At 47.9% G+C, this 26075-nt stretch carries 32 protein-coding genes and 1 other annotated feature; of the genes, 21 read left to right on the top strand and 11 right to left on the bottom strand.

Annotation, left to right across the window (positions count from 1 at the left end; translation table 11 throughout):
- Positions 1 to 10 precede the first annotated feature (10 nt).
- From nikB to EXG77_RS09595, 4 genes are read left to right on the top strand one after another with little or no spacing between them, the layout of a single operon-like run.
- Positions 11 to 952 (top strand): nickel ABC transporter permease, encoded by a 942-nt coding sequence (gene nikB / locus EXG77_RS09610; RefSeq protein ID WP_035397881.1) that lies wholly within the window; start codon positions 11 to 13, stop codon positions 950 to 952.
- Positions 949 to 1794 carry a nickel ABC transporter permease subunit NikC gene (gene nikC / locus EXG77_RS09605; protein ID WP_081637405.1) on the top strand — a complete coding sequence of 282 codons (846 nt, stop codon included), beginning with the start codon at positions 949 to 951 and terminating at the stop codon, positions 1792 to 1794. Before nikB ends, nikC begins: the two co-directional genes overlap by 4 nt.
- Positions 1791 to 2597 (top strand): ABC transporter ATP-binding protein, encoded by an 807-nt coding sequence (locus EXG77_RS09600; RefSeq protein WP_035397879.1) that lies wholly within the window; start codon positions 1791 to 1793, stop codon positions 2595 to 2597. Before nikC ends, EXG77_RS09600 begins: the two co-directional genes overlap by 4 nt.
- Positions 2594 to 3391, top strand: coding sequence for an ATP-binding cassette domain-containing protein (locus tag EXG77_RS09595; RefSeq protein ID WP_035397877.1), 798 nt, complete (start codon positions 2594 to 2596; stop codon positions 3389 to 3391). The genes EXG77_RS09600 and EXG77_RS09595 overlap by 4 nt, the downstream gene beginning before the upstream one ends.
- Positions 3392 to 3438: 47 nt before the next feature.
- On the opposite strand, the gene EXG77_RS09590 is transcribed toward EXG77_RS09595, so the two are convergent.
- Genes EXG77_RS09590 through EXG77_RS09580 form a run of 3 tightly spaced genes read right to left on the bottom strand, consistent with a single transcriptional unit; the run spans position 3439 to position 5314 of the window.
- Positions 3439 to 4209 carry an ABC transporter permease gene (locus EXG77_RS09590; RefSeq protein WP_035397875.1) on the bottom strand — a complete coding sequence of 257 codons (771 nt, stop codon included), beginning with the start codon at positions 4207 to 4209 and terminating at the stop codon, positions 3439 to 3441.
- The gene (locus EXG77_RS09585; protein WP_035397874.1) at positions 4206 to 5090 is read right to left on the bottom strand and encodes an ABC transporter ATP-binding protein; all 885 of its coding nucleotides are present in this window, start codon (positions 5088 to 5090) and stop codon (positions 4206 to 4208) included. Before EXG77_RS09585 ends, EXG77_RS09590 begins: the two co-directional genes overlap by 4 nt.
- Positions 5087 to 5314: a PLDc N-terminal domain-containing protein gene (locus EXG77_RS09580; protein WP_035397873.1), complete on the bottom strand. Its 228-nt coding sequence runs from the start codon at positions 5312 to 5314 to the stop codon at positions 5087 to 5089. Before EXG77_RS09580 ends, EXG77_RS09585 begins: the two co-directional genes overlap by 4 nt.
- A gap of 197 nt (positions 5315 to 5511) precedes the next feature.
- On the opposite strand from EXG77_RS09580, the gene EXG77_RS09575 reads away from it, so the two are divergent.
- The gene (locus EXG77_RS09575) at positions 5512 to 5862 is read left to right on the top strand and encodes a hypothetical protein (protein ID WP_035397871.1); all 351 of its coding nucleotides are present in this window, start codon (positions 5512 to 5514) and stop codon (positions 5860 to 5862) included.
- 244 nt (positions 5863 to 6106) lie between these two features.
- Here EXG77_RS09575 and EXG77_RS09565 read toward each other — a convergent pair whose 3' ends face one another.
- Positions 6107 to 7228, bottom strand: a complete 1122-nt coding sequence (locus EXG77_RS09565) for a hypothetical protein (protein WP_145981737.1) — start codon at positions 7226 to 7228, stop codon at positions 6107 to 6109.
- 64 nt (positions 7229 to 7292) lie between these two features.
- Complete coding sequence (locus tag EXG77_RS09560; RefSeq protein ID WP_035397867.1) at positions 7293 to 7811, bottom strand: hypothetical protein; 519 nt, start codon at positions 7809 to 7811, stop codon at positions 7293 to 7295.
- A gap of 149 nt (positions 7812 to 7960) precedes the next feature.
- Between EXG77_RS09560 and EXG77_RS09555 the strand changes: the two genes are divergently transcribed.
- Positions 7961 to 8230 (top strand): hypothetical protein, encoded by a 270-nt coding sequence (locus EXG77_RS09555; RefSeq protein ID WP_023468025.1) that lies wholly within the window; start codon positions 7961 to 7963, stop codon positions 8228 to 8230.
- A 70-nt stretch (positions 8231 to 8300) separates the two neighbouring features.
- Here EXG77_RS09555 and solA read toward each other — a convergent pair whose 3' ends face one another.
- Positions 8301 to 9431 carry an N-methyl-L-tryptophan oxidase gene (solA, locus tag EXG77_RS09550; RefSeq protein WP_035397863.1) on the bottom strand — a complete coding sequence of 377 codons (1131 nt, stop codon included), beginning with the start codon at positions 9429 to 9431 and terminating at the stop codon, positions 8301 to 8303.
- A gap of 70 nt (positions 9432 to 9501) precedes the next feature.
- Positions 9502 to 11199, bottom strand: a complete 1698-nt coding sequence (locus tag EXG77_RS09545; RefSeq protein ID WP_052017193.1) for a methyl-accepting chemotaxis protein — start codon at positions 11197 to 11199, stop codon at positions 9502 to 9504.
- Between the two features lie 457 nt (positions 11200 to 11656).
- Between EXG77_RS09545 and EXG77_RS09540 the strand changes: the two genes are divergently transcribed.
- From EXG77_RS09540 to EXG77_RS09525, 4 genes are all read left to right on the top strand, one after another.
- Complete coding sequence (locus EXG77_RS09540; RefSeq protein WP_029341445.1) at positions 11657 to 11881, top strand: DUF2188 domain-containing protein; 225 nt, start codon at positions 11657 to 11659, stop codon at positions 11879 to 11881.
- Positions 11882 to 12017: 136 nt separating this feature from the next.
- Positions 12018 to 12227, top strand: coding sequence for a helix-turn-helix transcriptional regulator (locus EXG77_RS09535; RefSeq protein WP_023468028.1), 210 nt, complete (start codon positions 12018 to 12020; stop codon positions 12225 to 12227).
- A complete protein-coding gene (locus EXG77_RS09530; protein ID WP_035397856.1) occupies positions 12220 to 12603 on the top strand; it encodes a hypothetical protein in 384 nt (127 codons plus the stop codon). Before EXG77_RS09535 ends, EXG77_RS09530 begins: the two co-directional genes overlap by 8 nt.
- A 30-nt stretch (positions 12604 to 12633) precedes the next feature.
- On the top strand, positions 12634 to 13140 hold the full coding sequence (locus tag EXG77_RS09525) for a hypothetical protein (RefSeq protein ID WP_145981736.1): 507 nt from the start codon (positions 12634 to 12636) through the stop codon (positions 13138 to 13140).
- Here the strand turns inward: EXG77_RS09525 and EXG77_RS09520 are convergent.
- A complete protein-coding gene (locus EXG77_RS09520; protein WP_035397852.1) occupies positions 13109 to 13693 on the bottom strand; it encodes a GNAT family N-acetyltransferase in 585 nt (194 codons plus the stop codon). The genes EXG77_RS09525 and EXG77_RS09520 overlap by 32 nt on opposite strands.
- An 85-nt stretch (positions 13694 to 13778) precedes the next feature.
- Positions 13779 to 14024 (top strand) — a binding site (T-box leader).
- Positions 14025 to 14080: 56 nt separating this feature from the next.
- Here EXG77_RS09520 and ileS point away from each other — a divergent pair.
- The 3 genes from ileS to EXG77_RS09505 are packed head-to-tail and all read left to right on the top strand — an operon-like array spanning position 14081 to position 18150.
- The gene (gene ileS / locus EXG77_RS09515; RefSeq protein ID WP_052017156.1) at positions 14081 to 17161 is read left to right on the top strand and encodes an isoleucine--tRNA ligase; all 3081 of its coding nucleotides are present in this window, start codon (positions 14081 to 14083) and stop codon (positions 17159 to 17161) included.
- A 10-nt stretch (positions 17162 to 17171) separates the two neighbouring features.
- A complete protein-coding gene (locus EXG77_RS09510; RefSeq protein WP_035397850.1) occupies positions 17172 to 17657 on the top strand; it encodes an SMI1/KNR4 family protein in 486 nt (161 codons plus the stop codon).
- 16 nt (positions 17658 to 17673) lie between these two features.
- Positions 17674 to 18150, top strand: a complete 477-nt coding sequence (locus EXG77_RS09505) for a GNAT family N-acetyltransferase (protein WP_035397847.1) — start codon at positions 17674 to 17676, stop codon at positions 18148 to 18150.
- Positions 18151 to 18187: 37 nt separating this feature from the next.
- On the opposite strand, the gene EXG77_RS16345 is transcribed toward EXG77_RS09505, so the two are convergent.
- Both EXG77_RS16345 and EXG77_RS09500 read right to left on the bottom strand, forming a co-directional pair.
- Entirely contained in the window at positions 18188 to 18340 is a 153-nt protein-coding gene (locus tag EXG77_RS16345) for a hypothetical protein (RefSeq protein ID WP_158581860.1), read from the bottom strand.
- Between the two features lie 58 nt (positions 18341 to 18398).
- Entirely contained in the window at positions 18399 to 19055 is a 657-nt protein-coding gene (locus EXG77_RS09500; protein ID WP_035397845.1) for a hypothetical protein, read from the bottom strand.
- A 131-nt stretch (positions 19056 to 19186) separates the two neighbouring features.
- Here EXG77_RS09500 and EXG77_RS09495 point away from each other — a divergent pair, with 131 nt between their 5' ends.
- The 8 genes from EXG77_RS09495 to EXG77_RS09460 all read left to right on the top strand — a co-directional run bounded on the left by EXG77_RS09495 (position 19187) and on the right by EXG77_RS09460 (position 25048).
- Positions 19187 to 19873, top strand: coding sequence for a glyoxalase (locus EXG77_RS09495; RefSeq protein ID WP_035397843.1), 687 nt, complete (start codon positions 19187 to 19189; stop codon positions 19871 to 19873).
- A 30-nt stretch (positions 19874 to 19903) separates the two neighbouring features.
- Complete coding sequence (locus EXG77_RS09490; RefSeq protein WP_035397841.1) at positions 19904 to 20314, top strand: hypothetical protein; 411 nt, start codon at positions 19904 to 19906, stop codon at positions 20312 to 20314.
- Positions 20315 to 20334: 20 nt separating this feature from the next.
- Entirely contained in the window at positions 20335 to 20808 is a 474-nt protein-coding gene (locus EXG77_RS09485; RefSeq protein ID WP_035397838.1) for an NUDIX hydrolase, read from the top strand.
- Positions 20809 to 20924: 116 nt separating this feature from the next.
- Positions 20925 to 21773: a Cof-type HAD-IIB family hydrolase gene (locus EXG77_RS09480; protein WP_052017155.1), complete on the top strand. Its 849-nt coding sequence runs from the start codon at positions 20925 to 20927 to the stop codon at positions 21771 to 21773.
- A complete protein-coding gene (locus tag EXG77_RS09475; protein ID WP_035397836.1) occupies positions 21748 to 22713 on the top strand; it encodes a LacI family DNA-binding transcriptional regulator in 966 nt (321 codons plus the stop codon). The genes EXG77_RS09480 and EXG77_RS09475 overlap by 26 nt, the downstream gene beginning before the upstream one ends.
- Positions 22714 to 22732: 19 nt before the next feature.
- Positions 22733 to 23512 carry a phosphotransferase family protein gene (locus EXG77_RS09470; RefSeq protein ID WP_035397833.1) on the top strand — a complete coding sequence of 260 codons (780 nt, stop codon included), beginning with the start codon at positions 22733 to 22735 and terminating at the stop codon, positions 23510 to 23512.
- Positions 23513 to 23541: 29 nt separating this feature from the next.
- The gene (locus tag EXG77_RS09465) at positions 23542 to 24129 is read left to right on the top strand and encodes an AAA family ATPase (protein ID WP_052017154.1); all 588 of its coding nucleotides are present in this window, start codon (positions 23542 to 23544) and stop codon (positions 24127 to 24129) included.
- A 118-nt stretch (positions 24130 to 24247) separates the two neighbouring features.
- Positions 24248 to 25048: an ankyrin repeat domain-containing protein gene (locus EXG77_RS09460; protein WP_035397831.1), complete on the top strand. Its 801-nt coding sequence runs from the start codon at positions 24248 to 24250 to the stop codon at positions 25046 to 25048.
- A 63-nt stretch (positions 25049 to 25111) separates the two neighbouring features.
- On the opposite strand, the gene EXG77_RS09455 is transcribed toward EXG77_RS09460, so the two are convergent.
- The gene (locus EXG77_RS09455; RefSeq protein WP_035397830.1) at positions 25112 to 25981 is read right to left on the bottom strand and encodes a helix-turn-helix transcriptional regulator; all 870 of its coding nucleotides are present in this window, start codon (positions 25979 to 25981) and stop codon (positions 25112 to 25114) included.
- Between the last annotated feature and the right edge of the window lie 94 nt (positions 25982 to 26075).

Raw genomic sequence — 26075 nt, 5'->3', positions numbered from 1 at the left:
GAGGGATGACATGGGGGTCTTCCTCGTCAAACGCATATTATCCGTCATCCCGATCTTGTTACTTGCTGTCTTGATTCTGACAGGGTTGATTCATTTGTCACCAGTTGATCCGGCACAGGCCTATCTATCCGCTGCCCATATCCAACCGACGGATGAACTGCTCGCTGCCAAACGAGCAGAATTCGGACTCGATCAACCGTTCTACCAACAATACTTCGATGCTGTCATCCGCTTGGCGCAGCTCGATTTCGGCACATCGTATCTTTCCGGAAAACCGGTCCTTGAAGATGTCTTGCTCCGCTTACCACCGACGGTCGAGTTGGCATTAACGAGTCTACTGCTCGCACTCGTCATCAGCATCCCGCTCGGGTTCCTTGCCGGGATCAAGAAGAATGGCTTCTTTGACCATCTCAGTCGGGCAATTGCCTTCATCGGGGCTTCGATTCCGTCGTTTTGGCTCGGGTATCTGTTCATCTTCTTCTTTGCCGTCCAGCTGGATTGGTTCCCGGTCGGGGGGACGGGAAGTGTGATGCATTTGATCTTACCGGCATTGACACTCGCCTTTCCGTTGATTGCCTTGTATACACGATTGCTCCGTGGCAGTGTGAGTGAAGCATTGAACGAACCGTACGTCTTGTTTGCCCGGACACGTGGCTTAAAGGAAGGACGGATTCTTGGAAAACACGTTCTCCGGATGGCGATTCCACCGATGATCACGGGTCTTGGGATGAACCTTGGGAAGTTGCTGACGGGAACGATCATCGTCGAGACCGTCTTCTCGTGGCCAGGATTCGGTCGCTACTTCATTGAAGCAATCTTTGATCGGGATATGCCGGTCATCCAAGGCTACGTCTTTCTCGCGGCACTCGTCTTCATCGGTAGCAGTTTGCTCGTCGACATCATTCAAGCCGTGCTCGATCCACGCCTAGCGAAAAAAGGAGGGACGGTATGAATACTCCACTTCCAGCAACGATGATCCGGTCGCGGTATACGCCGCTTCTTTATCTCTGTGCCCTCGTCTTAATCGCGATGGCAGGCATTGCGTTGTTTGCGCCATGGATCGCGCCTCATGATCCGAACCTCGTCGACTTGACGCAAAAGCTCCATGGACCGTCGTCAGCCTATCCACTCGGAACCGACCAACTCGGACGCTGTCTCTTGTCGCGTTTGATTTACGGCGCGCGGATTTCACTCGGCTGTGCCGTGTTGATTTTCATCGCCTCGCTCGCAATCGGACTGTTCGTCGGAACACTTGCCGGTTACCGTGGCGGCTGGGTCGACCAACTCTTGATGCGACTGTGTGACGGTGTGATGGCATTTCCGAGTTTGATTCTCGTCCTCGGTCTCGTCGGTATCTTCGGTCCAGGTCTTAAGCAAGTCATCATCGCCTTGATGCTCGTCCAGTGGGTCTACTACGCGCGAATGTTCCGCGGAATGGTCATGACGCTGAAGACGGAAGCGTTCATCGCCGCTGCTCGCGTCAATGGTTCGTCTTCGTGGAAAATCATCCGGACGCACATCCTGCCGAACATCTTACCGCCGCTGCTCGTCATCGGAACGCTAGAGATGGGATGGGCAATCATGGATATCTCGGCGATGTCGTTCCTCGGGCTTGGTGTTCAGTCACCGACAGCCGAGTGGGGAGCGATGATTCACGAAGGAAAATCGTACATTCGGACGAATCCGGAATTGATGATTTATCCGGGACTTGCGATCATGCTCGTCATCATCAGCTTTAACCTAGTAGGAGAACAGTTAGCAGAACGATTCGGTGTGTCAAAAACGATGAAATGAGAGGAGGTGCCCGTATCGAACCGATCTTAGCTGTCGACGGTCTGACCGTCCATACGAAACAACAAGTAACATTGATCGAAAGTGTGACGTTCTCAATTCAAGCTGGACAGATTCTTGGTCTTGTCGGAGAGAGTGGTTGCGGAAAGACGGTGACGAGTCTCGCCTTGATGCGTCTGCTTAATCCACAGACGACAGACGTCACTGGCGATATTCGACTGAACGGAACATCAATTCAATCCTTATCAGAACGCGCTGTGCGAACGATTCGGGGCGATGAGATTGCGTTCATCATGCAAAATCCGATGAGTGCCTTCACACCGGTCTATTCGATCGGGCACCAGATGATCGAGACGATTCAGACCCATACGCGTTGTTCAAAACGTGAAGCAAAACAACAAGCGATGACGGCACTCGAAGAAGTCAATCTGACGGACGTTGCCCGGTTGCTCAAAGCATATCCGTTCGAACTGAGTGGCGGGATGTTGCAACGGATCATGATTGCCTTAGCCGTTGCCTTGCGCCCGAGCGTCTTGATTGCCGACGAACCGACGACGGCACTCGATGTCTTTAATCAAAAGACGGTTCTTGAATTACTCGAACGGATGCGAGCGACTTACGGAACGGCGATCTTACTCATCTCGCATGATCTCGGTGTGATCGCCGAACTTGCAGACGATGTCCTCGTCATGCAGCAAGGACGGATCGTTGAGCAGGCAGATGTCTTTGATTTGTTTGATCGACCGCAACATCCATATACACAGTCCCTTCTTGCCCAACATCTAGGAAGGGAGGCGTTCGGATGAGTTTACTACAAATCGATCAAGTCTCACACGTCTACAAACGCCGGTTTCGACCAGCTCAGACCGTCTTACATGATGTCTCGTTGACGCTTGAAGCGGGGCGGTGTCTCGGACTACTTGGGTCGAGTGGTGCCGGCAAAAGTACGCTCGGACGATTGTTACTCGGACTCGAACGTCCGTCAAGCGGTACGATCTGGTTCAACGGTGTCGACCGGCATGCGACAAAACGACCGTTTCAAGGAGATGTCCAAGTCGTCTTCCAGGACTCCTTCGCTGCTGTCAATCCGAAGCTGACGGCGGCCGATATTATCGCCGAACCGCTTGATAACTTCATTCGTTTAAAGGGTGAAGCACGGCGACAGCGTCTCGTCACGCTAATTGAACAAGTCGGGCTCAAGGCGACGGATCTGACGAAATATCCGGCGCAGTTCAGTGGCGGGCAACTCCAGCGGATCGCGATTGCGCGAGCGATTGCTGCTGAACCACGTCTGATCGTTTTAGACGAGGCAGTCAGTAGCCTCGACATGGTCAACAAACGATTGATTCTTGCATTGTTAGCTGACTTGAAACGGCTACACGGTCTAACATATGTCTTCATCACCCATGACATTAAAGCTGCCGAACAACTGTGTGACAGCTTTGCGATTTTGGAGCAGGGACGTCTCGTCGGGCATTACCCGAGTTTAGCAGCGTTCGATGCTGCGACGGATCCTGCCGTTGAACGGATGCGCCAAGCAAAGCTTGCCGTGCATCCAAGGCAACGAACGATTCGAAAGACACAAGCAAACAAAGGATAACGGACGGCTGAACGGCTCCGTTATCCTTTTTGTGTTGTAGCGGTGGATCAATAAGCTGTTTTTCGGAATCGAAGAGCCGACCAGCCGAGTGTGAGAAGAATCCAAATGAGACAAGAAGCGACACCAATCAGATGAGACGAAGAAAAAAACGACGTGTGCGATGGGAGCGACAGTAGCGCACTAGGCATAAAGAATAGAATGTCTGGCATTAATGAAGGAAGTGCAACAAGTAGTAAGGAAACGACGAGCGACAGGATACCAATCGGAACAGCACGTCGCAAGAAAGTGCTGATCAGAAGTGTCAGACTGACGACGAATAACGTCCAAAGACTAAAACCGAGGATGATACGTAGTGCAAGCATCGGTGAGAGAGATCCGAACCAATAGACGGTCAAACAGTAGGACGTGAGGGCGCCGATCAGCATCCCGAATAGACTAATCATCCCGTGACTGAACCATTTCGACAGCAGATAGATATTTCGCGAGACGGGACGCGTCAGAATGAAATCCTGCATGCCAGTTTGTCGGTCTGAAGCAAGCAATCCCATGAAGCTCATGATCAGGACGATCAAGCCAAGCTGATTGAATTGCCCATGGATCGTTACGCTGAAGACGTCAAGCGGTTGTGGGGCAGGACGATTCGGATCAACGATGATTCCGTCCGCGTTTCCGACGTGTGCGAGCAAAACATCCATGTACATCAACAGCAATGGTTGGGTCGCGCCGAGGGCAATGAAGAACAGCGGTAGCCAGACGATCTTCCATTCTTTCCATGCTTCTAACCACTCGGTCAGCGTCAACGTATAAAACGTCCTCATACGTCTGCCACCATGTCGAGAAACCGTTCCTCGAGTCCGATCGGTTGATAGGCAATCGAAGCAATCGACCATCCCTGTTGAATTAGAGTGATCGCTAACTCTGAGAGATCAAGCGGTTGCTGCGCGGAGAATTGATAGCAGCACGGGTTGATTCGATCAATCTCGACTCGTGGAAATCGTGTCGCAGAAAACGACGGGGCAGCTGTAAGCGTCTCGACTTGAATCCGGTATTGATCCACGTTGCGTTGATTGTCGAGTGGACCTAACAATTTTCCGTGTTTAATGACGAGGAAGCGATCGCAACACGTCTTTGCGTCTTCTAACAGGTGCGTTGAGACGATGATCGTCATCCGTTTCTTTAAGCGGAGGATCAATTGATTGATATCATGTCGACCACTCGGATCAAGGGCGGAAGCCGGTTCGTCGAGAATCAAAAATATCGGTTCATGTAAGATCGCTTGGGCGATTCCGAGACGTTGGCGCATCCCGCCGGACAAGCGTTCGATGACTTCTGCTTGTTGATCGTGGAGTCCAACTTCATGTAGAACGTCCGGAATCCGCTTATTTAACGTTGCGCGATCGAGACCTGACAAGCGACCGAAAAAACGTAATGATTGTTCGCACGTCATCCAAGGCTTAAAGTCGGTCTGTTGTGATAAGTAGCCGATCGATTGCTGCTGTTGACGGATGGAGCGCGAAGACATCGTGATCGAACCACGGTCACTCTCGATCATGCCGCTCAGACATTTCAGGAGTGTCGTCTTTCCGGCACCATTCGGACCAATCAGTCCAAGACATTCATGTTCGTGAATCGTAAAGGAAATATCGTCTAGGATAAGACGTCGTTGAAGTGAAAGCTGGAGATGAGAAATCTGAATCATGCTGTCATCCTCCTTCCGAGGACGAAGTAGAGAATCGAGCCAATCGGCTGGACGAGGAGAATAATCAATAACCAAGTAGTCGGTGTCGCGATCCGGTCCTTCCGTCTAAACCAATCGATACAGGCGCAGCTGAGTAGAATCAGGCTGATGGAGATGTAAATCAATAATAGGGGCAGGAATCGTTCCCAGTCGATGTGTGATAAGGCAGAGAAATCTGTGTTCATGAAAAACCCTCCTTTTCTATTACCATTATCAATAATGAAAATGGAAAAGTCAATGCCATGGACGAATCATCGTTAGTTCTCAATCAGTTAGAGCTATGATAAACTTCTCTTATCAAAATTTTCCAAATGCGATTTGAATCAAATCGTTTAAATGAAAGACGAACTATCAAACGAATCATAATTTTAAGGAGGCTTATATGCAAATTTATCAATTCAAAAAAGAGGTTGGTAAGAAGATTACGAAATTCGATTCGAACTTCGTGATGTCACGGATCATGCAGACGGAAAAAGTGACGCACATCGGATGCATCCATTTAGAGAAGGATGGCGTAGTCGGTTATCACCAGGCGGTCGTGCCGCAACTCTTGTTAATTGTAGAGGGTGAAGGATGGGTAAGAGGAGAAACGGATGACTACATAAATGTTCAGCGTGGAGAAGCCGTATTTTGGGATCAAGGAGAATGGCACGAAACGAAGACGGATACGAGTTTAACGGCGATTGTACTCGAAAGTGAAGAACTCGATAGATCATCTCTCGTTTCCGTATGACGAAACTAAGTGGGATACATAAAGAGGCTGACTCAAAAAAAGAATGATTCGCTTTCTCACGCTCTTTCCTCAGGCGAGACACAAGCCAGTTTTCCTGCTTCATTCAAGCAGGAAAGCGGGTCTTGTTTGTCTCTGACAGCGCAAAAATGCGCTTTTCCTATAGGAGTGGTGTGTAAAGCATCAATCTTTTTATCTTTGTAGAGACTAAAGTTTACGTCAGCCTCTACTCTGATTCCGTCAGCCTCTACTCTGATTCCGTACACCATTTTTCTAATTCTTCGAGGCATAGATGTAACCGAGCAGTGATCATTTCTCGATTTCCCATCTGTTGCGTTGTTTTATGAGTGAGTTGAGGCTGATGTAGAATATCGTAGTGCTCATACGCTTCTTGCAATATCCATAATGTATATTCATCCAGTAATCGTTGAATTTGAGTGGTGCGTTCGTCTCCAACCACGTTAAAGCAATATCCACTTATGAATCCGTCAGCGATTTTGTTAAGAACATTATTTTTTTCTTGATACGCTTGCTTTATGTATCGTGGTGCATTTGAAAAGGCTGGTAGCAGAAATTTGTAACAAAAAACGAAGTAAGCCGCATATTTCAAATCAAAATCCAATCTTGGAAACGGATCAATGATTGCAATGTGTTTATCACTTAAAATTAAATTTTCTGGTGTTACATCTTGATTCACGAGCGAGATGTTTTGAACCTGAGTTCGTCTATTTTCAATTAAAGCATGAATATGCTGACTGACTTTTTCTTTATCAAAGCAAAGATTAGAGTGAATGAGAGCATTTAAGGCGGTTAAGACGTGTTCATTTTCTTCCAGCCATAATTCATCTTCGTTCCTTAAATCACTACCTTGTAAAGTTTCCCCTTGCCAGTGCAGTTCCCCGAAACCAACAATAGAGGTTTTCTGGTTGTGTATACGATGAAAAATTTGTCCTAATTTCGTACCGTAAGAATGGGCTTTATTCTGATCGAGTAACAATAAATCTGTTCCACGACCCATGAACGTTTCTACTGTAAATACTGTGTCATCTTCAATAAAATACTGATAAAAGTCAGGACAGACATTTTGGTCACTTGTATTGGCATGTAAATAGTAAGCTTTCGTAGACTCATACTCTGTAGTCAGCTCTTGTTCATCAATTGCTTGTAATTCACCGTACGCTTCGTTCTTTTTTATACGAATCACAAGGTCTTGATTATCTAATCTAGTTACTCTATAAACAGAGTGCCAAGCTCCTTCACCAATCTTTAGAATCTGTTCTTTATGTATGTTCTCGAGATTCCACTTGGTGAAGGTGTTGTTTAACGTATCCATTACCGTTTCATCAAGGTCTTCTTTGATCCGTTTCATGGTCTCCATTTCGCTCCCTATTAAAGTTGTGTCGTAGAAACACCCTCCTGAATTCGGAGAGTGTCTACGGTAAGATGACGAGTGAGACGGTCCGTTCAGTTGCCTGGTCTTCTGTCTCTAGGTGATGATATTTTTCGAGCAATGTTCGCATGTCCTGTTGGAAATCGTTGAAGGTTTCATCCGTCAGTTGCAATTTCGCGATCGAGAACGTCGAATGGTCCTGACCTTGCGTTTGAACTGTCTGTTCGAAGTACGTCTGGTACTGTTGCAAGACGTACATGAAGTAGAACGAGACGAAGTTCACTTTTTCATCGTACGTCGCACTGTTCCAGTCTGCTTCGCTGATTTGATAGCCGCTTGTGTTCAAGGCATAGATCTTCTCTTCGACTTTTCCAACACGCTGGACTGCGACGACCTTCAACAACTGATCGTCCATCATCGCATTGACTTGCCGGTATAAGGTCGACTGCGGTACATCCGTTAAGCGTTGATTCAGTTGCATGATTGATAAACCGTCTTCGCGATCAATTAATTCAAGTGCAATCTTAAACCGGACATGATTTTTGAATAAGTTAAAGTTCACGACGTGTTTCACTCCTTCGTTCAATCGATTCTAAAACTATCTTATCATGCTTTTGGAAACATTCTTAAAAATGATAATGTAAAAAGAGGGAATTTGATGTATTCCTTGAATGATTTAGATTAGAGTATGTTTTAGAAAGGAGTCGTCATATGAAAAATACAAGTTATCGCTATGGTACATATGCACTCATTACAAGCTTTTTCTTATTCTTCATCGTTCAGATGTTTCGTGCGTATGTTGAGTTATCACCAGAGTTTCTAGGAGAAAATCTTGGCGAATACTACTTAACATACTTCCCAATCGGTGCATTGATCCTTGGACTCGTATTACTGATCCACGGCTGGTGGACTGAAGATGAGAAAAAACAGCGTGAAAAGCTAGCTGCAAAAAATCAGCAAGAATCGAATGAATCGGTGTGACATCATACCGTTGATACAGAAGACCGACAACGCATTTTCGTTGCCGGTCTTTATCGTTTCATGTGTTCAATTATTTAAATCGCTTAATCGCGAACGGTCCGATTGGTTCGGTCGTCGATCGTTCCATGATCAATTCACTGAGTACTTTTCCGACTAAGCTGCTGAACTTGAATCCGTGACCGGAGAAGCCGGCGGCGATCGCGATGTGCGGATAGTCCGGATGCAAATCGATGATGAAATCTTCGTCTGGCGTCATCGTATAGAGACACGGTTTGCCGTGAGCTAAAGTATCGATCGAGGGCATGAACGTATTCGTGAACTGTCGTAAATCAGCCAGATCACCCGTCTCTTGACCGAAAGGACGGCGTGGTTGATTCGGATCAACCGGGATGCCGCCGTCGTGGCGTCCGATTTTCAGACCGGCTTGAGCGATACTTGGAAAACCGTAATAATAACCGGCGGGTGTATCAAAGGCGAAGGCAGGGAACACCGCGTCATTGAATACCTCTTCCGCTGCTTCGAACCAGGCGAACGTCTTACGGATAGGGCGCAGCGGTAAGGAGAGTCCAGTCTGTTCGAGCAACGGACCAGACCAGGCACCGGCTGCGACGATTAACGCCTCAGCTGAGTAGGTGTCTGTTCCGACGGTTACGTCCACACCATGAGTGTGGGCGGTAAGCGTCGTCACTTTCGCATTCGTCCGGATGTCGACACCGTTCGCGACAGCAAGATCGCGGTATGCTTCAATACAATCCTCGCACTTCAACACACCGGACGTCGGTTCAAAACAACCGATATACTCGTCGGGCATCGTTAAGCCGGACCAGCGCGTTCTCATTTCGTCAGCCGTCAGGATCTCAAGCGGTAAAACATATTGCGCTGCACTCCTGATGATCGTCTGCATCGAACGGGACGAGCGGTGACCAGCGTTTAAGACTCCGGTGTTCAGGAACAGACTCCGACCGCTGATCTGTTCTAACTCATACCACAAGCGTTGCGCGGCTAACGCCAGCGGCACATAAGCTTCACCTTCCCCGTAGGCATGGCGAATGATCCGTGTCTCGCCATGATGGCTCGCTTGATCATGCGGTGGATTATGGGCGTCTAGTAGTAAGATGTTTTGATCGGTTCGTGAGAGATAGTAGCCGGCTGCCATCCCCATGGAACCGGCACCGACGATGATGACATCATAATGGGACATCTGGTTCGACTCCTTCATATGTAAGTTCACACCAGTATAGAGTGAGAACTAGAAAAGAACAAATGAAAGATTAAATCTCGAAGCGACGGGCTTCTTGTTCTAAGTGTTCTGTTCGTGCGTTTAAATCACCGACGAGCGTATGCAGCGTCGTAATCGTCGCAATCATTTGTTCAGACGCAGCGGCAACTTCCTCGTTACTCGCCGTATGTTCTTCCGCGACAGCGGCAATTTCCGTCAAGGCATTGCGAATGAATCGTTCTGCCTGCAAGACGTCTTCCATCTGTTGCGTCATCTGTTTTGTTGCCGTTGAGACGTGCGTGACTTGATCCGTTAATCGTTCGAACGTCGTATCTGTATCGAGAACGATCTGTTCACCGGCTGCTGTTGCCTCGACCGTCGTCTTAAAGCTATGTTGCATCTGCTGCGCACTGGCTTCGATTGACGTTACAATCGTTGCGATCTCACTGACACTGCTAGCGACATGGCTCGAAAGATTCTTGACCTCGGTCGCAACGACAGCGAATCCTTTGCCTTGTTCACCAGCCCGTGCCGCTTCAATCGCGGCATTAAGGGCGAGTAGATTCGTCTGTTCGGAAATTCCGCGGATGATACCGACGAGCGTTTGGATATCTGATGATTGCTGTTTCAGTAGATCAATCTGTTCAGCAGATTGTGTGACGTGCTGATGAATGTGACGCATTTGTTCAACAGAAGTAGACATTTGCTCCCGTCCGACTCGTGTCAGTGTTGCCATCTGCTCCGTCGTTCCTTGAATTTCGACACCAGATTGATTCGTCGTCTCGATCAATGTTGCGAACCGATTCATCTCATCATTCAATGAAAGCGTGACTTGGGTCTGACTTTCGGTTCCGGTCGCGATTTCCGACATCGTATGAGCGATTTGCTCAGAACCGTCGAGTACTTCCGACGTACTTTGGTCGATCGATTGACTCGTCGTCGAGACGAGGGTAGCCGTCTGTTTGATGTCGACAATCATCGTCCGCAGCATCTCGTTCATATCACGAATCGAGATCGCAAGCGCATAGATTTCGTCTTTCGAAGAAATCGTCAAATTGGTCAACGTCTGTTTCGCCTGATCCAGTCGTCCCTCAGCAATCAAGGCAGCGACTTTCTGTAACGTCTCGAGCGGACGTAATTTACGACCGAGGGCGATGTAAAGCAAGATGAGTGTGGCCGTTAACAGAAGAAGTAAAAGTCCAATGAAAATCGGAGCGTTTTGTTGCAGTAGATCCGTCGTCAGGGCATCGACTTCCTTCGCCGCGATATCGGTTCCAAGGATGCCGATGACGTTCCCAGTCGAATCTTTCAAGGGGACATAGACACTGATGTACTGTCCATAAATTGGATCATCAATCACGTCCGTCGTATGTGTTTTGCCCTTTAGGACGTCCTGCATATCGGTGACGGTTGCACCACTTGCCGGGGCATTGATTTTTGCAGCCTTATCTTTTGGTAAACCATCGATCAACAAGCGGACCTTGTTTTGATCGATCCGTGCTGTGTATGTATATAAGAGTCCATTTTGCTTTCGTAACGTATCGAGTTCTGTTCGTAACGTTTCGTATTGTTCGGACGCGACAGGCGATTGTAGGAATTCAGTGTAAGCCACCGTATCGAATGTCTTGCTGATGCGTAAGGCATCTTTTTCAGCAGTCGCTTTCAGTGTTGAGACAGCGGTTTGTTTCGTATTGAAATATAAAGCCAGACTACTAAAAACAAAAAAGGCAATCAAAATCAAACTGATCATTACTAAAAGACGTGTTCGGATGGAATGGTTCTTGGTTGTGTTTTTCACATGCAACCGTCCTTTCAACTCATATTTTCTATCTGTAATTCATTTATCGGTCGTTACAATACATATTAAACAGGACCTTTTAACGATTTTTTTATAAAAGGTCGTAAGAAAAACCGTTTTTTCTAAAAAAAGGATTTATCAAGAATAATTCAGGGCACATAATAGTTAGAAAAAAATATAAGTTGAGGGAAGAGGGATTGAGATGGAAAGTGAAGTCGACCATCGAATCAAGGCAAGACATGTATATGAGAATGAATTACGAAGACACGCGGTCAGCACGAAAAAAGCAACCTTTCGATTGATGACATGTCTACGTTGCCAATCGAAGATACTGTTGAACAGGGACATCAAGATAGTCACCAATGTGACGTGAACGAATCTAGCTTACACGTATGAGAGGAGGAGTTGGATGAAACGAGAGCAACATGTCACGCCACATCCTAAAGGTGGCTATCAAGTGAAAGCTGCTGGTGCGACTCGAGCAACTAAACGATTTGCTACACAGAAAGAAGCGATTGCAGAAGGGCGTCGCATTGCGAAAAGTCAGAAGACGGAGCTTGTCATTCATAACAAAGAAGGGCAGATTCGCGAAAAAGATTCCTACGGACATGATCCATTTCCACCACGAGGTTGAGCCATCATATACGACACGTTCTGATCATCAGAACGTGTTTTTTAATAATCCTCATGTCAAATGTTTTTGACATGAGGATGGAATTTCATTACAGTAGAGATGTAAAAAGAATTTGACACGTCGTGGAGGAATGGACATGAGAAACCACATCAAAGAGCGACGTCTAGCGGCAAAATTATCGCAACAAGAACTGGCTGACCGTTGTCAGGTCAGTCGGCAGACGATCAATGCGATTGAAAACAACAAGTATGATCCGACTTTACAATTAGCGTTTAATATCGCCAAAGTATTGCAGACACAAGTCGATCATCTGTTCATTTCAGAACAGGAGGAATGGGATGTCTAAGAAAAAAACGGGTTTATTTTTAGTAACGCTCGTGATAGTGGCGAGTCTTACCATCATTAGTATGATCATCGAAAACAACGTAACGTTCTTCTCGATTGTTCAATTGGCGATTTTGTTGATCATGTTCTTCTCGTATTTTACGTGGGCACGTTCAGGAGAAGACAGTCGACCGACACCGAATGATGAACTTGGAGAAAAGATTACGACGGAGAGTGGGCTCGTTAGCTACAAAATTCTGATCGTCCTGATTTTTGGATTCATCTGTCTCGATTACTTTTTGCATGAATCAGCGAATCTGTTATTGATCGTCTTGTTCGCGATCGGACTGACACTGTTGCCGATCATTGAATTCCTAAAGGCACGATCCTATCGATGAAAAGGAATGGCAGTCGATCTTCTGCAATGGATGTTAGATACATTACTGGGAGAGACGACTCGTGTAAAAGTGCAAGTGCCAATTAACAGCGATTTTTTATGGAGGAAGGGAATCACCGTGACAGAATTAGAGTACCGATTAAGGAAACATATTGCTGAGATGGATTTCGAGAAAGCAGCGAAACTATTTTTAGAGTTAACAAAAGAAGAGCAATTCAACATGATTCTTAGTGCAGGGTTTGATACGTTTCATCTCACGATATATGCCTTTATGAATTATTTACTCCAACACCACGAATCGAGCGAGATACATGATTTGACATCTTCATTGATGCTACATCCACTTTGCCATCTCGAGGGAGCTTGCATAATCGCTTTATTCCATGCAAAAAAAGCAGTCGAACTAGATCCTGATAACATCGAATGGTACATCAATTTGTTGATGTTTGAAAAGCATCCCGATGCTTGGTTTGCGCAATCAGAAGTAGAAGAAGTCTACCGACGGATCAAAGAGTTAGAGTCGAAGAACCTAAAGTGAGATCTTTGACAGACCACTCACTCCGCAAAATCGAGTACATATACAAATCATCGAACTGACCACGTGTTTTCTCATATTGACGAAGCAACCCTTCACGCTGAAAACCAAGACGTTCAAGCAATTGGTGTGAAGCAGTATTTGCTGGTAAGACAAGTGCTTCGATACGATTTAAAGAGAGCTCCTCAAACCCATATGTGATGACTGCAAGTGCTGCTTCTTTCGCGATGCCTTGTCCCTGATAGGCAGGATTCAACTCAAAACCAAGTTCTGCCCGCTGATGGCGTGCCGACTGATTCAAGAATCCGCAACTGCCGATGATGACATCGTCTTCTTGTAACGCGATCCCGAACCGGATACCCGTGCCATCGCGACGAATCGAAGCGTACCAGTCAATCTCTTCAAGCGCGTCTGCTTCTGATTGAAAGGGGGCGAGCCCCATCTGTTTGACGACTTGTTCGTCTGATAAATAGGCGAGGACACTCGTAGCATCTTCGGGTAACACTTCGCGTAAGACGAGACGGTTCGTTTTAAGCGTTGGGAAAGTATGTAACATTCAAAAAAACTCCTTTGCAAGAAAATGTATAAAGCTGTTGTGCAGTCTTTAAGTCATATGGTAAGATTCTCCACAACAAGAGCATATCATTTCGTTGACGAGAAAGAGTAATGATTGTCCCTCTGCCTTACAGAAAACCGGGATTGCTGAGAGCCGGTAGCCAGATCAATCATGAAGATCCTCTCTGAGAAGTCACGCTGAACCATTCAGTAAGCGTGACCGGGTGTCCACCGTTACATGGAATGCGCATGATAGTGTGCAACTAAGTGCTGTCGAGAATAAGCATTCTCGGCGGAATATGGGTGGTATCGCGGTGAAGTCCGTCCCTGTCAAAGGGGGCGGACTTTTTTGTATTCTCTTAGTTACCGACAAAGGAGCGAACAAGAGATGACGTCACAAAATCAAGCAGAAACCGTACAACAACGCGAGGAGCGTGTCCGCAACAGATGGAAACAAGACCAAGTCTTCGCACGATCGATTGAACAACGCACGGAAGCGGAATTCGTATTCTACGAAGGACCGCCGACCGCGAACGGCTTACCCCACGTCGGTCATGCACTCGGACGAACCGTCAAGGATACCGTCGCCCGCTATAAGACGATGCAAGGATTCCGGGTCGAACGAAAAGCCGGCTGGGATACACATGGACTACCGGTCGAACTCGGGGTCGAGAAACAACTCGGCATCTCCGGCAAACAAGCGATCGAAGACTATGGTGTCGAAGCATTCATCGCCCGCTGTAAGGAAAGTGTCTTCTCCTATGAAACACAGTGGCGTGCCTTCACGGAAAAACTCGGCTACTGGGTCGACATGGATGACCCTTACGTGACGATGGAGGACGAGTATATCGAAAGCGTCTGGCATATCCTCGGGACGATCCATGACAAGGGCTGGTTGACGAAGGGACATCGTGTATCACCGTATTGTCCGAGCTGTCAGACGTCACTCAGTTCCCATGAAGTCGCGCAAGGCTATCAGGACGTGACGGACTTATCGGCGACGGTCAAACTTCCGATCGTCGACATGGAGCAGACATTTCTGCTTGCGTGGACGACGACACCTTGGACGTTACCGGCAAACGTCGCGGTTGCGGTTCATCCTGAATTGACGTACGTCACGGTAGAGTTTGAAGGAGAGCGATTCATTGTCGCTAAAGCGTTAGTCGCTGAACTGTTCTCGGAATCCGTCGAGGTCGTATCCGAACAGCTCGGTGCGGAACTCGTCGGTTTGCGTTATGAACCACCGTTTGATTTCGTGACGCCAGAGAACGGTCATACGGTCGTCGGGGCGCCCTTCGTCCAAGCGACGAGCGGAACCGGACTTGTCCATCTTGCTCCAGCGTACGGGGAAGAGGATTACCGGGTCGTCCGGGAAAACGGTCTGTCATTCGTTAATGTCGTCGATGCTGCTGGGTGTTACACGGATGCCGTTCCACCACTCGTTGGTCGATTCGTCAAGGAGTCAGATGTCGCGATCATCCAGATGCTCGCTGAACGGGGACGCTTGTTTGCGAAAAAACGCTATACGCACAGCTATCCGCATTGTTGGCGATGTGACTCACCACTGCTCTATTACGCACAAGACAACTGGTTCATCGAGACGACGGCCGTCAAGGAACAACTCCTTGCGAACAATGCATCTGTGACGTGGTATCCCGATCACGTCAAGGAAGGGCGGTTCGGAAAGTTCCTTGAGCAACTCGTCGACTGGAACATCAGTCGCAATCGCTACTGGGGTACACCACTGAACGTCTGGGAGTGTGAAGCGTGTGACACGACATTCGTTCCAAAAAATAAGGCGGACTTGTTGCACCGGACGACATCGACGGAATCCGTCGAGTTGCATAAACCGTACGTTGATGCGTTATCGGTCTCGTGTCCGACGTGTCAGGGTGTGATGCACCGGACACCAGAAGTCATCGATGTCTGGTTTGATAGCGGAGCGATGCCGTTCGCGCAACAGCATTATCCGTCACGGACGCAGACGCTTAACCGGTATCCAGCCGATGTCGTCATCGAAGGCATCGATCAGACGCGGGGCTGGTTCTACAGTTTGCAAGCGATCTCGACACTCTTCACGGGACAGCCTGCCTATAAGCGTGTCCTCGCACTCGGGCACGTCCTCGATGAGAACGGGCAGAAGATGTCGAAGAGTCGTGGAAATGCCCTCGATCCGGTGGCGTTGATCGAAGCATATGGTGCTGATAGCCTGCGCTGGGCGCTACTCGTCGACAGCAGTCCGTGGAGTGCGAAACGGTTTGCTGAGCGGATCGTCCAAGAAGCAAAATCAAAACTAGTCGATACGTTGGATCATGCCGTCCAGTTTTATCTGACATATGCCGAACTAGACGGATTTGATGGCTCACGTCCGCAAAAACGGACGCGTCTCGACGAATGGTTGCTCTCGCGTGTCCATCAGACGACGCAAGACGTGACGGATGCGATGGACGATTATCAATTGACTCAAGCAGCACGGAGTCTTGCGCAACTCGTCGATGAGATCAGTAACTGGTACATCCGCCGTTCGCGGGAACGTTTCTGGCAAGCTGACTGGTCGCAAGAGAAACAAGCCGCGTACAAGACGCTTCACTTCGCACTTTCGACGACGGCACGACTACTCGCTCCGTTCACCCCATACCTTGCCGATGATGTCTATCAGCGATTAACAGGAATGAGCGTGCATGTAGCGGATTATCCGGTTGCCGATCGATCGATGCTCCGACCTGATCTGGAATACGAAATGGCACAGGTTGTCTCTGTCGTCGAGTTAGGACGACAAGTACGTAATACGCACGCCTTAAAAGTCAAACAACCGCTTGCTAGCCTAAGCGTCCAATCGAGCGAAACCTTTTCGTGGGCGGACTATACGGCAATCATTCAAGAGGAACTGAATGTAAAAGACGTCCAAATCGTTCCGACGACGCAAGCGACGACACGGTTCCGTCTTAAACTGAACTTCCGCGCAGCCGGAGCGAAATTCGCACAGCAAGCGAACGCGATCCACCAATGGCTACAACAATTGTCTGCACAGGAGACTTCCGACTTGCTCGAGACCGGAAGATTGATCTATCAGACCGCATCAGGCGATGAAGTCGAAGTGCGTCAAGCGGACGTCATCATCGAACCAATCGTCCAGACGGGCTTTGCTGCTGCGACGATTGGTGGACTCACCGTGACGCTCGATACACGAATCACGGAAACACTGGAGCAAGAACGCTGGATGCGGGAGCTAGTCCGTTATATCCAGTCGGAACGGAAGGCACAAGCGTTATCGCGGGACGCCCGAATCGATCTCGTCTTGTCGGTCGATGCGACGTTCCAACCGATCGTCGAGACGTTTGAGCCTTTGTTATTCAAACACCTTGCCTTATCCTCCGTGCGAACTGAACCGCTACAAGGAGCAGGGGATGTTCAGCTAGGCGGACACGATGTCGGTGTCTCGTTCACACCAACAAAAGAATATTGTTAAGAAGAAGAACATGATTGCATTAGAAGCATTTAAAGCTCGACTCGTCGACGGTTTGTTAGAGGTCCAAAAAGAAGAAGGGGAAGTAGCACGAGAACGTTTCATCTTTAACCGAGGAGCAACGGACGAACAGCTCGCGCTGTTACCTGCGTGGACGGCAGACGACTATCAGACGTTCTTACGTCAACATAACGGGGCGAAGCTGTTTCAACACGAAACGTTATCCTACAACGATGGGTTCGAACTCTTTTCAATCGAAGATTGCCTGACGTATAGCGAGATGTGGGAATGTCCCGAAAACTTCTTGGCGATCGGCGCAGGACCAGACGGGGAGTGGATCGTCTACGAGATGAATCGCCCAGCAGGAAATCGGATTTGGAGTGGGGAATTTCTTAATTTCGAGGAATGGGAGGAAGACGCGATGCCGTTTGGCTTCGAGCGATGGCTCGACTACTTGAGCGTCGCGCAAGGCACGCCATTTTGGGAATGGTTCCGTTAAGAGAGGAAGAGGTTCAGTGGACATTCAATTACAGACAGCGTCTCTTGCAGACGCTGCGAAGCTTCATACGCTTCAAATCGAGGCGTTTTCAGAAACGCTTGAGCGGTATCAAGATTTTGCAACGAATCCGGCGAACGAATCGATCGATCGTGTCATTCACCGGATCACGCATCCGAGCAGTACGTTTCATCAAATCATCGTCGACGGTGTCGTCGTCGGCGGGATTTGTGTCGTTGCGAAAGCACCGAGGCGCTACGCCATCAGTCCGATGTTCTTAGATCCAGCCCGTCAAGGTGAAGGAATCGCCCAACGCGCATTACAGCTCGTTGAAGTAGCGTATCCGGCTGCAACGACATGGGAACTGCGGACGATTCGCGAAGAGACACGTAACTGTTACTTTTATGAGAAGATGGGTTACCGATTGACGGGTGTCAGTCAACCGCTCAACGAACGGGCGACACTCGTTTCCTATCAAAAATCGGTTTCGGAATGAGCGGGTTTTGTCGGAAGGAAGAACCACCACAGATTCGTCAAAAGAAGAAGACGAACTCACCGATGTCCTCAAGGTTAGCTAACGGATTATCGACCAGGTACGATTCGTGACTGACGCCGAAGAGGAACAAAGGAAAGAAGACATAGAAGTATCGTTTCCAAAAGAATGACGCACGACCTGTTTGAGACATATGAGCACCTCCTGAAGGAATGGCACGCTTCTTCTGACTGGAAGAAGCGTGTGTTCGTTTACGATAAGGATGGTGTACCGACGACTTCGACGTGGCGCGTGACCGTATCAAACAGACGTGTCCGCGTATCGTTATGAGACAACAGCAACGGTTCACCGGTCTCGTCATAGATGAAGGCAATCGGAATCGAAAAACCACAGTTGCGGTACGAACCATCGGCATGACTCGTTCCGATCATGAGCGCTTGTTGCGCCTGACTGATACTACGTGCTTCACCGGACCACTCGGCGTATTGTTCTTCACTGAACATGCCGACGCCAATCGGGTTGAAAATGAGATCAAGTCCGGATTCCTCGCGTAGTCCGTCTTTTCCTAAGAAGATTTCGCGACAGAGGACGTATCCATAGCGGAACGACCCGTCGTTTGCTGCTGAAGGCGTGTAAAGCGGTCCGGCTTCTGGTGTTTTTGCGCGATCAAGCAGAATCGTCCCGGTCGCATCGATGATGACAGCGCGATCGAGATTCGCTTCATCCTTGTAACCGAGGACGATGGCTGTTTCGAACTGTTTGGCAAGATGTTGCACGCGTTCGAGTTCCGTGACCGTACAATAGCCTTCCGGGTAGACAATCAGATCGACTTCAGGATAAGCGGCGATTTCACGTTCAAATTGCTCGAGTCCGGTCTCGCGTTTTGGTTGAGCGATTAATAATTTCATCAAAACATCCTTTCAGGTATAAATATATCTGAAAAATCAGACTTTCCATTCGTCATGATTTTACCATTAGTGGTAAAATAAAGCATATCGAATTTGATAAATTTTACGGCAAATGAAGGAAGGTCATCAGCTTGAACATTTCGAAAACCACTCTTGTGACACGCCATCTACCGGCAATGAAGGCTTTTTACATAAACGAGATCGGATTCCCGCTCGTTTCGGAAACGAATGAGTCGTTTACGCTGCAAATCGGTACCGATCAACTGACATATCAACAGACGGACGATGTTGATACGCAGTACCATATGGCGTTCAACATTCCGGAAAACGTCTTCCAACAAGGAAAAGCGTGGCTCGTAGAACGGACACCACTCTTGATCGAAGATGGACAGGACGAGATTTATTTTGACTTCACGGACTCGCATTCCTGCTATTTTTATGATCCAGATGAAAATGTCTTGGAGCTGATCGCGCGGCATCAAATCAATCCATCTAAAGCGGAACCGACGTTTGATGTATCCGACATTCTCGGAATCGGTGAGATGAGTCTGACGGTGAAAGACGTGCTTGAAGTGGGTGAGCAGTTAGCAGAGATTGGCGTTCTCGAACGACGGGAACGTCCGCTCAATGGCGCGTCACTCAACTTCCTCGGACCAGTCGCGGATGGAACGCATATCTTGCTCGTCCCAGAAGGACGGACATGGTTGTTCTCACCGAAGACGGCGAAGGTCAGTCCGATCGAGATGGAACTCGACGGCAGACATCGGGTCCGGCTTGACGCAGCGGGTGTATGGCATCAAAGTGCTGTTTCTTCATAATTCATTATTCTAAAAAGTGAGGGAAGTAAGATGAATAAAGCGGTGAATGAGAGTATCGCGTTCGGATTATTGTTGTTCGTATGTGGTTTCTTTTTTCTGTTTGGTTATTTGACCCGGTCGATGCCGACTCAGCAAGGCGGTGACCCGGTCATCTTACCGGTCGCAGCACTCCTCGTTCTCCTACCGTTCGTGATCTGTGAAGGCATGCGCGTTTTGACGTATGTTACGTTGACACGTCGACAGGTCGGCGTACTCATCTTATTTACAATCAGCGGAATCCTACTTAGTAGTTGGATTGAGGTGCAACAGAATGTTGCCGTAATCGATTTCCGTTCCCTCTTTACGATTCATACGTACGTACTGTTCGTTTCGGGCATCATCTTGTTGTGTATCCTATTGACGGAACTCAAACGGATGCGCGTCCGAACGAGAGTGATTTAAATGGAAAAGGACTGAATGACATGGGATACATCACAGAATTACGAAAACTCGTCGGCACACGACCGCTCGTCATGGCAGGGGCGTGTGTCATCGTCGTCAACGATAAACAAGAAGTCTTATTACAACTTCGGCAAGATAACGGTTGCTGGGGACTCGCTGGTGGAGCGCTTGAGATCGGGGAGACGCTCGTAGAGATAGCAAAACGAGAATTAAGGGAAGAAACCGGTCTTGAAGCAGAGCAGCTCGAATTATTGAACGTCTATTCGGGTGATGCGTTTTACTATAAGTACCCGCATGGGGATGAAGTCTATAATGTCATTTCGGCATTTCTGTGTACGGCTTATACCGGTGAAGTGCTTCGGGATCCGTCAGAAGTCGCGGAATTACGCTTTTTCGCTATCGATCAGCTACCAGAAAACCTCAATCCACCGGAACGACCGATCTTGATGGAGTATGTTCAAAAACAACAGACAGCGCATCACGTCTCCATTTGAAGCAAAGGATAAAAAAACAAAAAATCTTGAATGAACTGTTCATTCAAGATTTTTTTGTTGCACTGGGACGCGTTTCAGCCTGTAGCATCAAGAGGACACGAAAAGGGGGAAACGCGATGCGATGCTTTGCGATTGATTTAGATGGAACGTTATTGAATAAGGAACACAGAATTTCGGCGGGAAATCAGACAGCCATCAAGAAACGGCAGGATAAAGGAGATATCGTCATTATCGTCACCGGGCGAGCTGCCTTTGATGCGCGACGGATTCTAGCGCAACACGGACTGGATTGTCCGGTCATTGGTGCGAACGGGGCAGAAGTCGAGGTAGGACAAGGTAGACGGTATTTTTTGAACCGTTCCAGTAGTCGAACGATTTGGGAGATCGTACGATTTACAAACGTATTCATACATATTTATCTACAAGACAACATCCTGTTACCGCAGTTTTCGCTTGCTGCTCTTCAAGGCGGAGATCGTGCGTTTCAAGAAGCGATTCAGGCTCAATTAACGCAATACGGTGTTGAGGAAGTTGACGAAATCGCAATCGATCAACTGGACGTCATCAAATTCATGTTCGTCTCACCTGACAGATGGCAGCTCGAACACCTCGAGCAACAACTCCTTCAGCTGAAGATCTGTTCCGTGACACGTTCAGGTGCCTATAACTTAGAAGTCATGGCAAACGGCGTGACAAAAGGGACTGCCCTTCAAGACATCGCGAGAGCGTACGGGATGACAGCCGAGGACATCATTGCGATCGGTGATAATCAAAACGATCTACCGATGTTTGAAGTGGCGGGAACATCGATTGCCATGGGAAACGCTGAAGCATCTGTCAAAAGCAGAGCGACATACCTCACCAGTGATCATGACGAGGACGGTGTAGCGAAGGCATTAAACGGCTTAGAACGATGGGAACAAACGAAGGAGGAACAGTATGGCGAACATCTCGGATATCGCTAAACAAGCGGGTGTCTCGAAGTCGACGGTATCCCGTGTCTTAAACGGTCATAAGCATGTCTCAAAAGAAAAGCGGCGGATCATCTTAGACGTGATGGAGCGACTGGAGTATAGTCCGAACGGAAATGCGATCAACCTCTCACGCGGTAAGACGAATACGATTGGTGTCCTCGTGCCGCGTGTCGGTCATCCGTTTTTTCATCAATTAATCGAGGGGATCGGTCAAGTGTGCATGGAACGAAACCACACACTCCTTGTCATCCAGACGGAACATGATCCAGCAAAAGAAGAAGCGAGTATGCAATACCTTCGCGATAAGCGGATTGACGGATTGATCATTGGCGCCATCAGTCAGCCGCAATTACTTGAGACGATGCGTACGGTTGGACCAGTCGTTGCCTGCGAAGACCATCAGGGTATCGTGCCGTCGCTCTCTTTTAACCATGGAAAAGCGATCACAATGTTACTGGAACATGTTGAAGAACGAGGAGCACAAACAGTCGGTCTCTGTCTTGGAAATCCAGATAGCGGAGTCGGAAGAGTCAGACGAGAGGCGTTCGACCAATATCTCAAGACGTCTACGCTCCGTCATGGAATTCAATGGTACGCGGATCGATGCTATTCTTTCGAAGACGGACAGGCACTAGCAGATCAGTTTCTAACGATAGACTTACCAGACGCCATCATCGTCGGCAATGACGAAGTCGCAGCGGGTCTTATCGATCAATTTCGCAAGGATGGCGTTCGGGTGCCAGAGGATATCGCGATTACGGGATTTGATGATGTACCACTTGCCAGAGCGCTTGAAATAACAACGATCCGACAACCGGTTGTAATGCTTGGCAGACTGGCAGCAGAACAATTATTGAGTGACGCGCTGAATCAGAGTGAAAGCGCTAGTTCTTTACTGGAACCTTCTTTGATGATTCGACAAACGACATAAGAGACTGGGGGTTATACAGATGAATAAGGAAAAAACCGGTGCTACCGCTACCGTGATGACGATCTCTGACGAACGAGTCCGTAAGTACTTTCAAGCATCGATTGAAAAACAACGGATCACTCAGGAATTTCGCATGCTCGAAGAACTTGAGCGGACGGCCATCCCGACACCAAACGTATATGCCGTTGAATTAGAAGATTCGCCTTTCATTGAGATGCAGCGGGTCGACGGCAGCGAATTGTTAGAGTTGTTCGAACCGGAGCGAATAACAGATTTTCTTAACGCCTTCGCGACATTACATCAACGGATTCATCAGCAACAATCGCGTGTAGCTCCTGAATGGTACGATGTCACCGAGCACAAAATACGTCATCTATCACTAGAGTTACGCTTGAAGGCGGAACGATTACTCCAAACACTTTACGTTCCGCAACAGCAAGGATTGCTCCACGGGGACTTCCATTTCCAGAACATCCTCGTGACAGCAGATGAAACGTTCGTCGTCATCGATTGGCATGATGCGACGACAGGTCCACCGATCGCGGATGTCGCGCGGACGTTGCTCTTGTTGCGGACAGCAGGTGGAACAGCGGTGCCGGACGAGATGCGACGTCTCGTCTGTCGCGAATATCTTGACCGTTATCAAGCTGTTTCGTCAATCCAGCTATCGAATCTTTCAGACTGGTTACGACTCATGGCCATTCTTAGGACGCTTGAGCAAATCCCGAGTGCAGAACAAAGGCAGTTAAAGGAATTGATCAGTCATCCAGACCTAGGCGCTTATTTTTTTAATACTTAAAGTATATACAAGTAGGAGGAACACCATTCATGAGAACCATCCTCTCGATCCAAGGCGCTATGGCATCAGGGAAGACGACATTAGCGCGAGCGCTCGAAGACGCTTACCCGGAGTTGCATGTCTATTATGAAAATCCATATCCGATCGTTCAAAAACGAAAAGAGCTCGGATTAGACATCCGTACCGAAGACGGATTCGTTGAGAATCAGCGCTTGTTCATTCAAGCGGAAATCGAACGGTTTCGTCACTTTCCGGACGGACACATCATATTAGATCGTGGTCCGGAGGATCTTGAATTCTATACGCTTCATTATCCACAGATACATGGGCATGACTGGGATATGGAATCTCGTTTAAAGACGGAACTTGAGGCATTAAGAGAATGTCGGTCCGACCAGATTATTTATTTACAGGCATTAGACCATCTCTTACGAGAGCGGCGCGACGCTGATCAAGAAAGAACTCGTCAATCTTTTGAACAGCATCAACCGCTTTGGGCGCTCGAAGAGAAATGGTATGAACAATTTTCGGTATATCCGATTGATACGACAGCAAAAACGTCGGAACAAGTCCGACAAGCAGCGATGCAGTTACTTGCGTTTGGAAAATTCATATAAAAAAATTTGTTCACTAGGTAAAATCATCTTGGCGCTGCTCAAGATGGTTTTTTCGCTTTCCTGAAGCCGGTTGTTGTAAAATGAACTAACGACAGAGTTGATAAAGGGGCGAACCGACATGGGGAAGCGATCCATTCAAGATGCAGCCTTTCTAGGGAAAAAGAAGCAGGTCATGCGCTGTATCGAACGAGGGGATGATCTGAATGAGTGGGATGAAGAAGGATTCGCGGCACTACATTGGGCAATCCAGGAAGGACACATCGCGATCGTCGCAATGCTGCTCGACCACGGAGCAGACATCAATCTACCCAATCAAGATGGAATGACGCCGCTACACATCGCATTGTATGACCGGAAATCTGAGATTGCTTTGTTATTAATGAAGCGCGGCGCCTATTTAGATTTAACAGGTGATGGATTTACAGCACTACATCTAATATCAGGTCGGTCTGGCAATAAAAAAATCCTGCGTCAATTGGCTCAGGATATGGAATTATTACACGAACGAACTGAAGAGGGTGAGGGAATGACGCCTCTACACATTGCCGCTCAGGCAGGGAAAGCAAAAAAAGTTACCTTATTGCTTGAAGCGGGAGCGGAAATCGAGGCAGAGGGACCAGAGGGCATCACACCACTGTATTTAGCGGTTGAAAATAATCATCCGAAAGCCGTTAAGTCGTTACTCAAAGCAGGAGCAGATCATGAGATGAGCCCATCAGAGGACGGGGAGACGGTATTGACGCTAGCTAGCGCGAAGGGATACGAACGTATCGTCCGCATATTACTTTCTTATGGAGCAAATCCGCTTCACCGCGACGCTGCAGGGAATTCCGCACGCGATCTAGCTCTTGCGAACGAGCATCATCAAATTGCGGAGATTTTACGACAAAAAGAGATCGATGCAAAGGATAGAGAATGATGAATAATCCAACATTGAAGAACTGTAAAGGGTTCTTCTGTGTTGGATTTTTTCATCTTAGTATTAAACCGTCATGTCGAAAGACAAATTCGTCGGATGTAACGGAAGAAGCTCCTGATGTAATTGATTTGTAGACGGAATAGATGTCTGAACTTCATGACAGGTGAATGAATCTGCCCAAACGGTTCCGCTTCCTTCAAGTAATACACCGAAGTGAAGCGATGCGGCTTCAAAGGGAACGTCAAGAACACAGGCACAATACGTCCAATCCTGGTCACCAGTTAATCCACGATTCGTCATGTTATCAAACTGTACCGGATCACCGTGGACGTCATCGACACGAAACCAGATGGCTGCCCTTTCGGCTGCTTCCGTTCGCAGGAAACCTGCAACCATAATTCGCTTCTCCCGATAAGCAGTTGCTTGTATGCTTTGCATCATCGTACCGAACATCCCCGCTTCTTCTGTGACAGACGTAAAACTGATTTTTCCAGAGCTACGTCCTTGATGGACGATCTCTGAATCGGTCTTAAGCGTGTAAGATCCGGCATGACTACCGCTTAAGAACCAACCTTCTACAAGCTGTTCTTCCATTTGAATCATCTCCTTATTCGTCATTAGTTCCATCAACTTTACATATTTTCGTGGAGGTAAATGGTATAACCCTTTGAACGCCCGCGTATAGGCTTCTTGAGATTGGTACCCACACATCAATGTAACTTCGAGTAAGTCGACGCCGTCTCTTAAAAGAGTGGCGCTGACCGACAAACGACGTAAACGGACATATTCTCCGAGCGTCTGACCGATTTGTCGTTTGAAGAGTCGTCCGAAATGAAACGTAGAGTAGTGATGGCGCTCTGCGAGTTGTTCAAGTAAGGACTCATCGAATAGATGGTCTTCGATATCTTTTAGAATGACATCAATGGTAGTCATTGATTTGCTCCGAACGTTTCGTAGACGAAGTGTACATCAGACTATGCAATATTTCTGCTACGATGGAAGTCAATAAATCTAGAATCATGGACAG

This window comes from Exiguobacterium sp. OS-77 (assembly GCF_000414195.2).
In the GTDB taxonomy this organism is placed as follows: Bacteria; Bacillota; Bacilli; order Exiguobacteriales; family Exiguobacteriaceae; genus Exiguobacterium_A; species Exiguobacterium_A indicum.
Note: the sequence above shows the minus strand (reverse complement) of the source record. Positions and strands in the feature narration are given on the sequence as shown.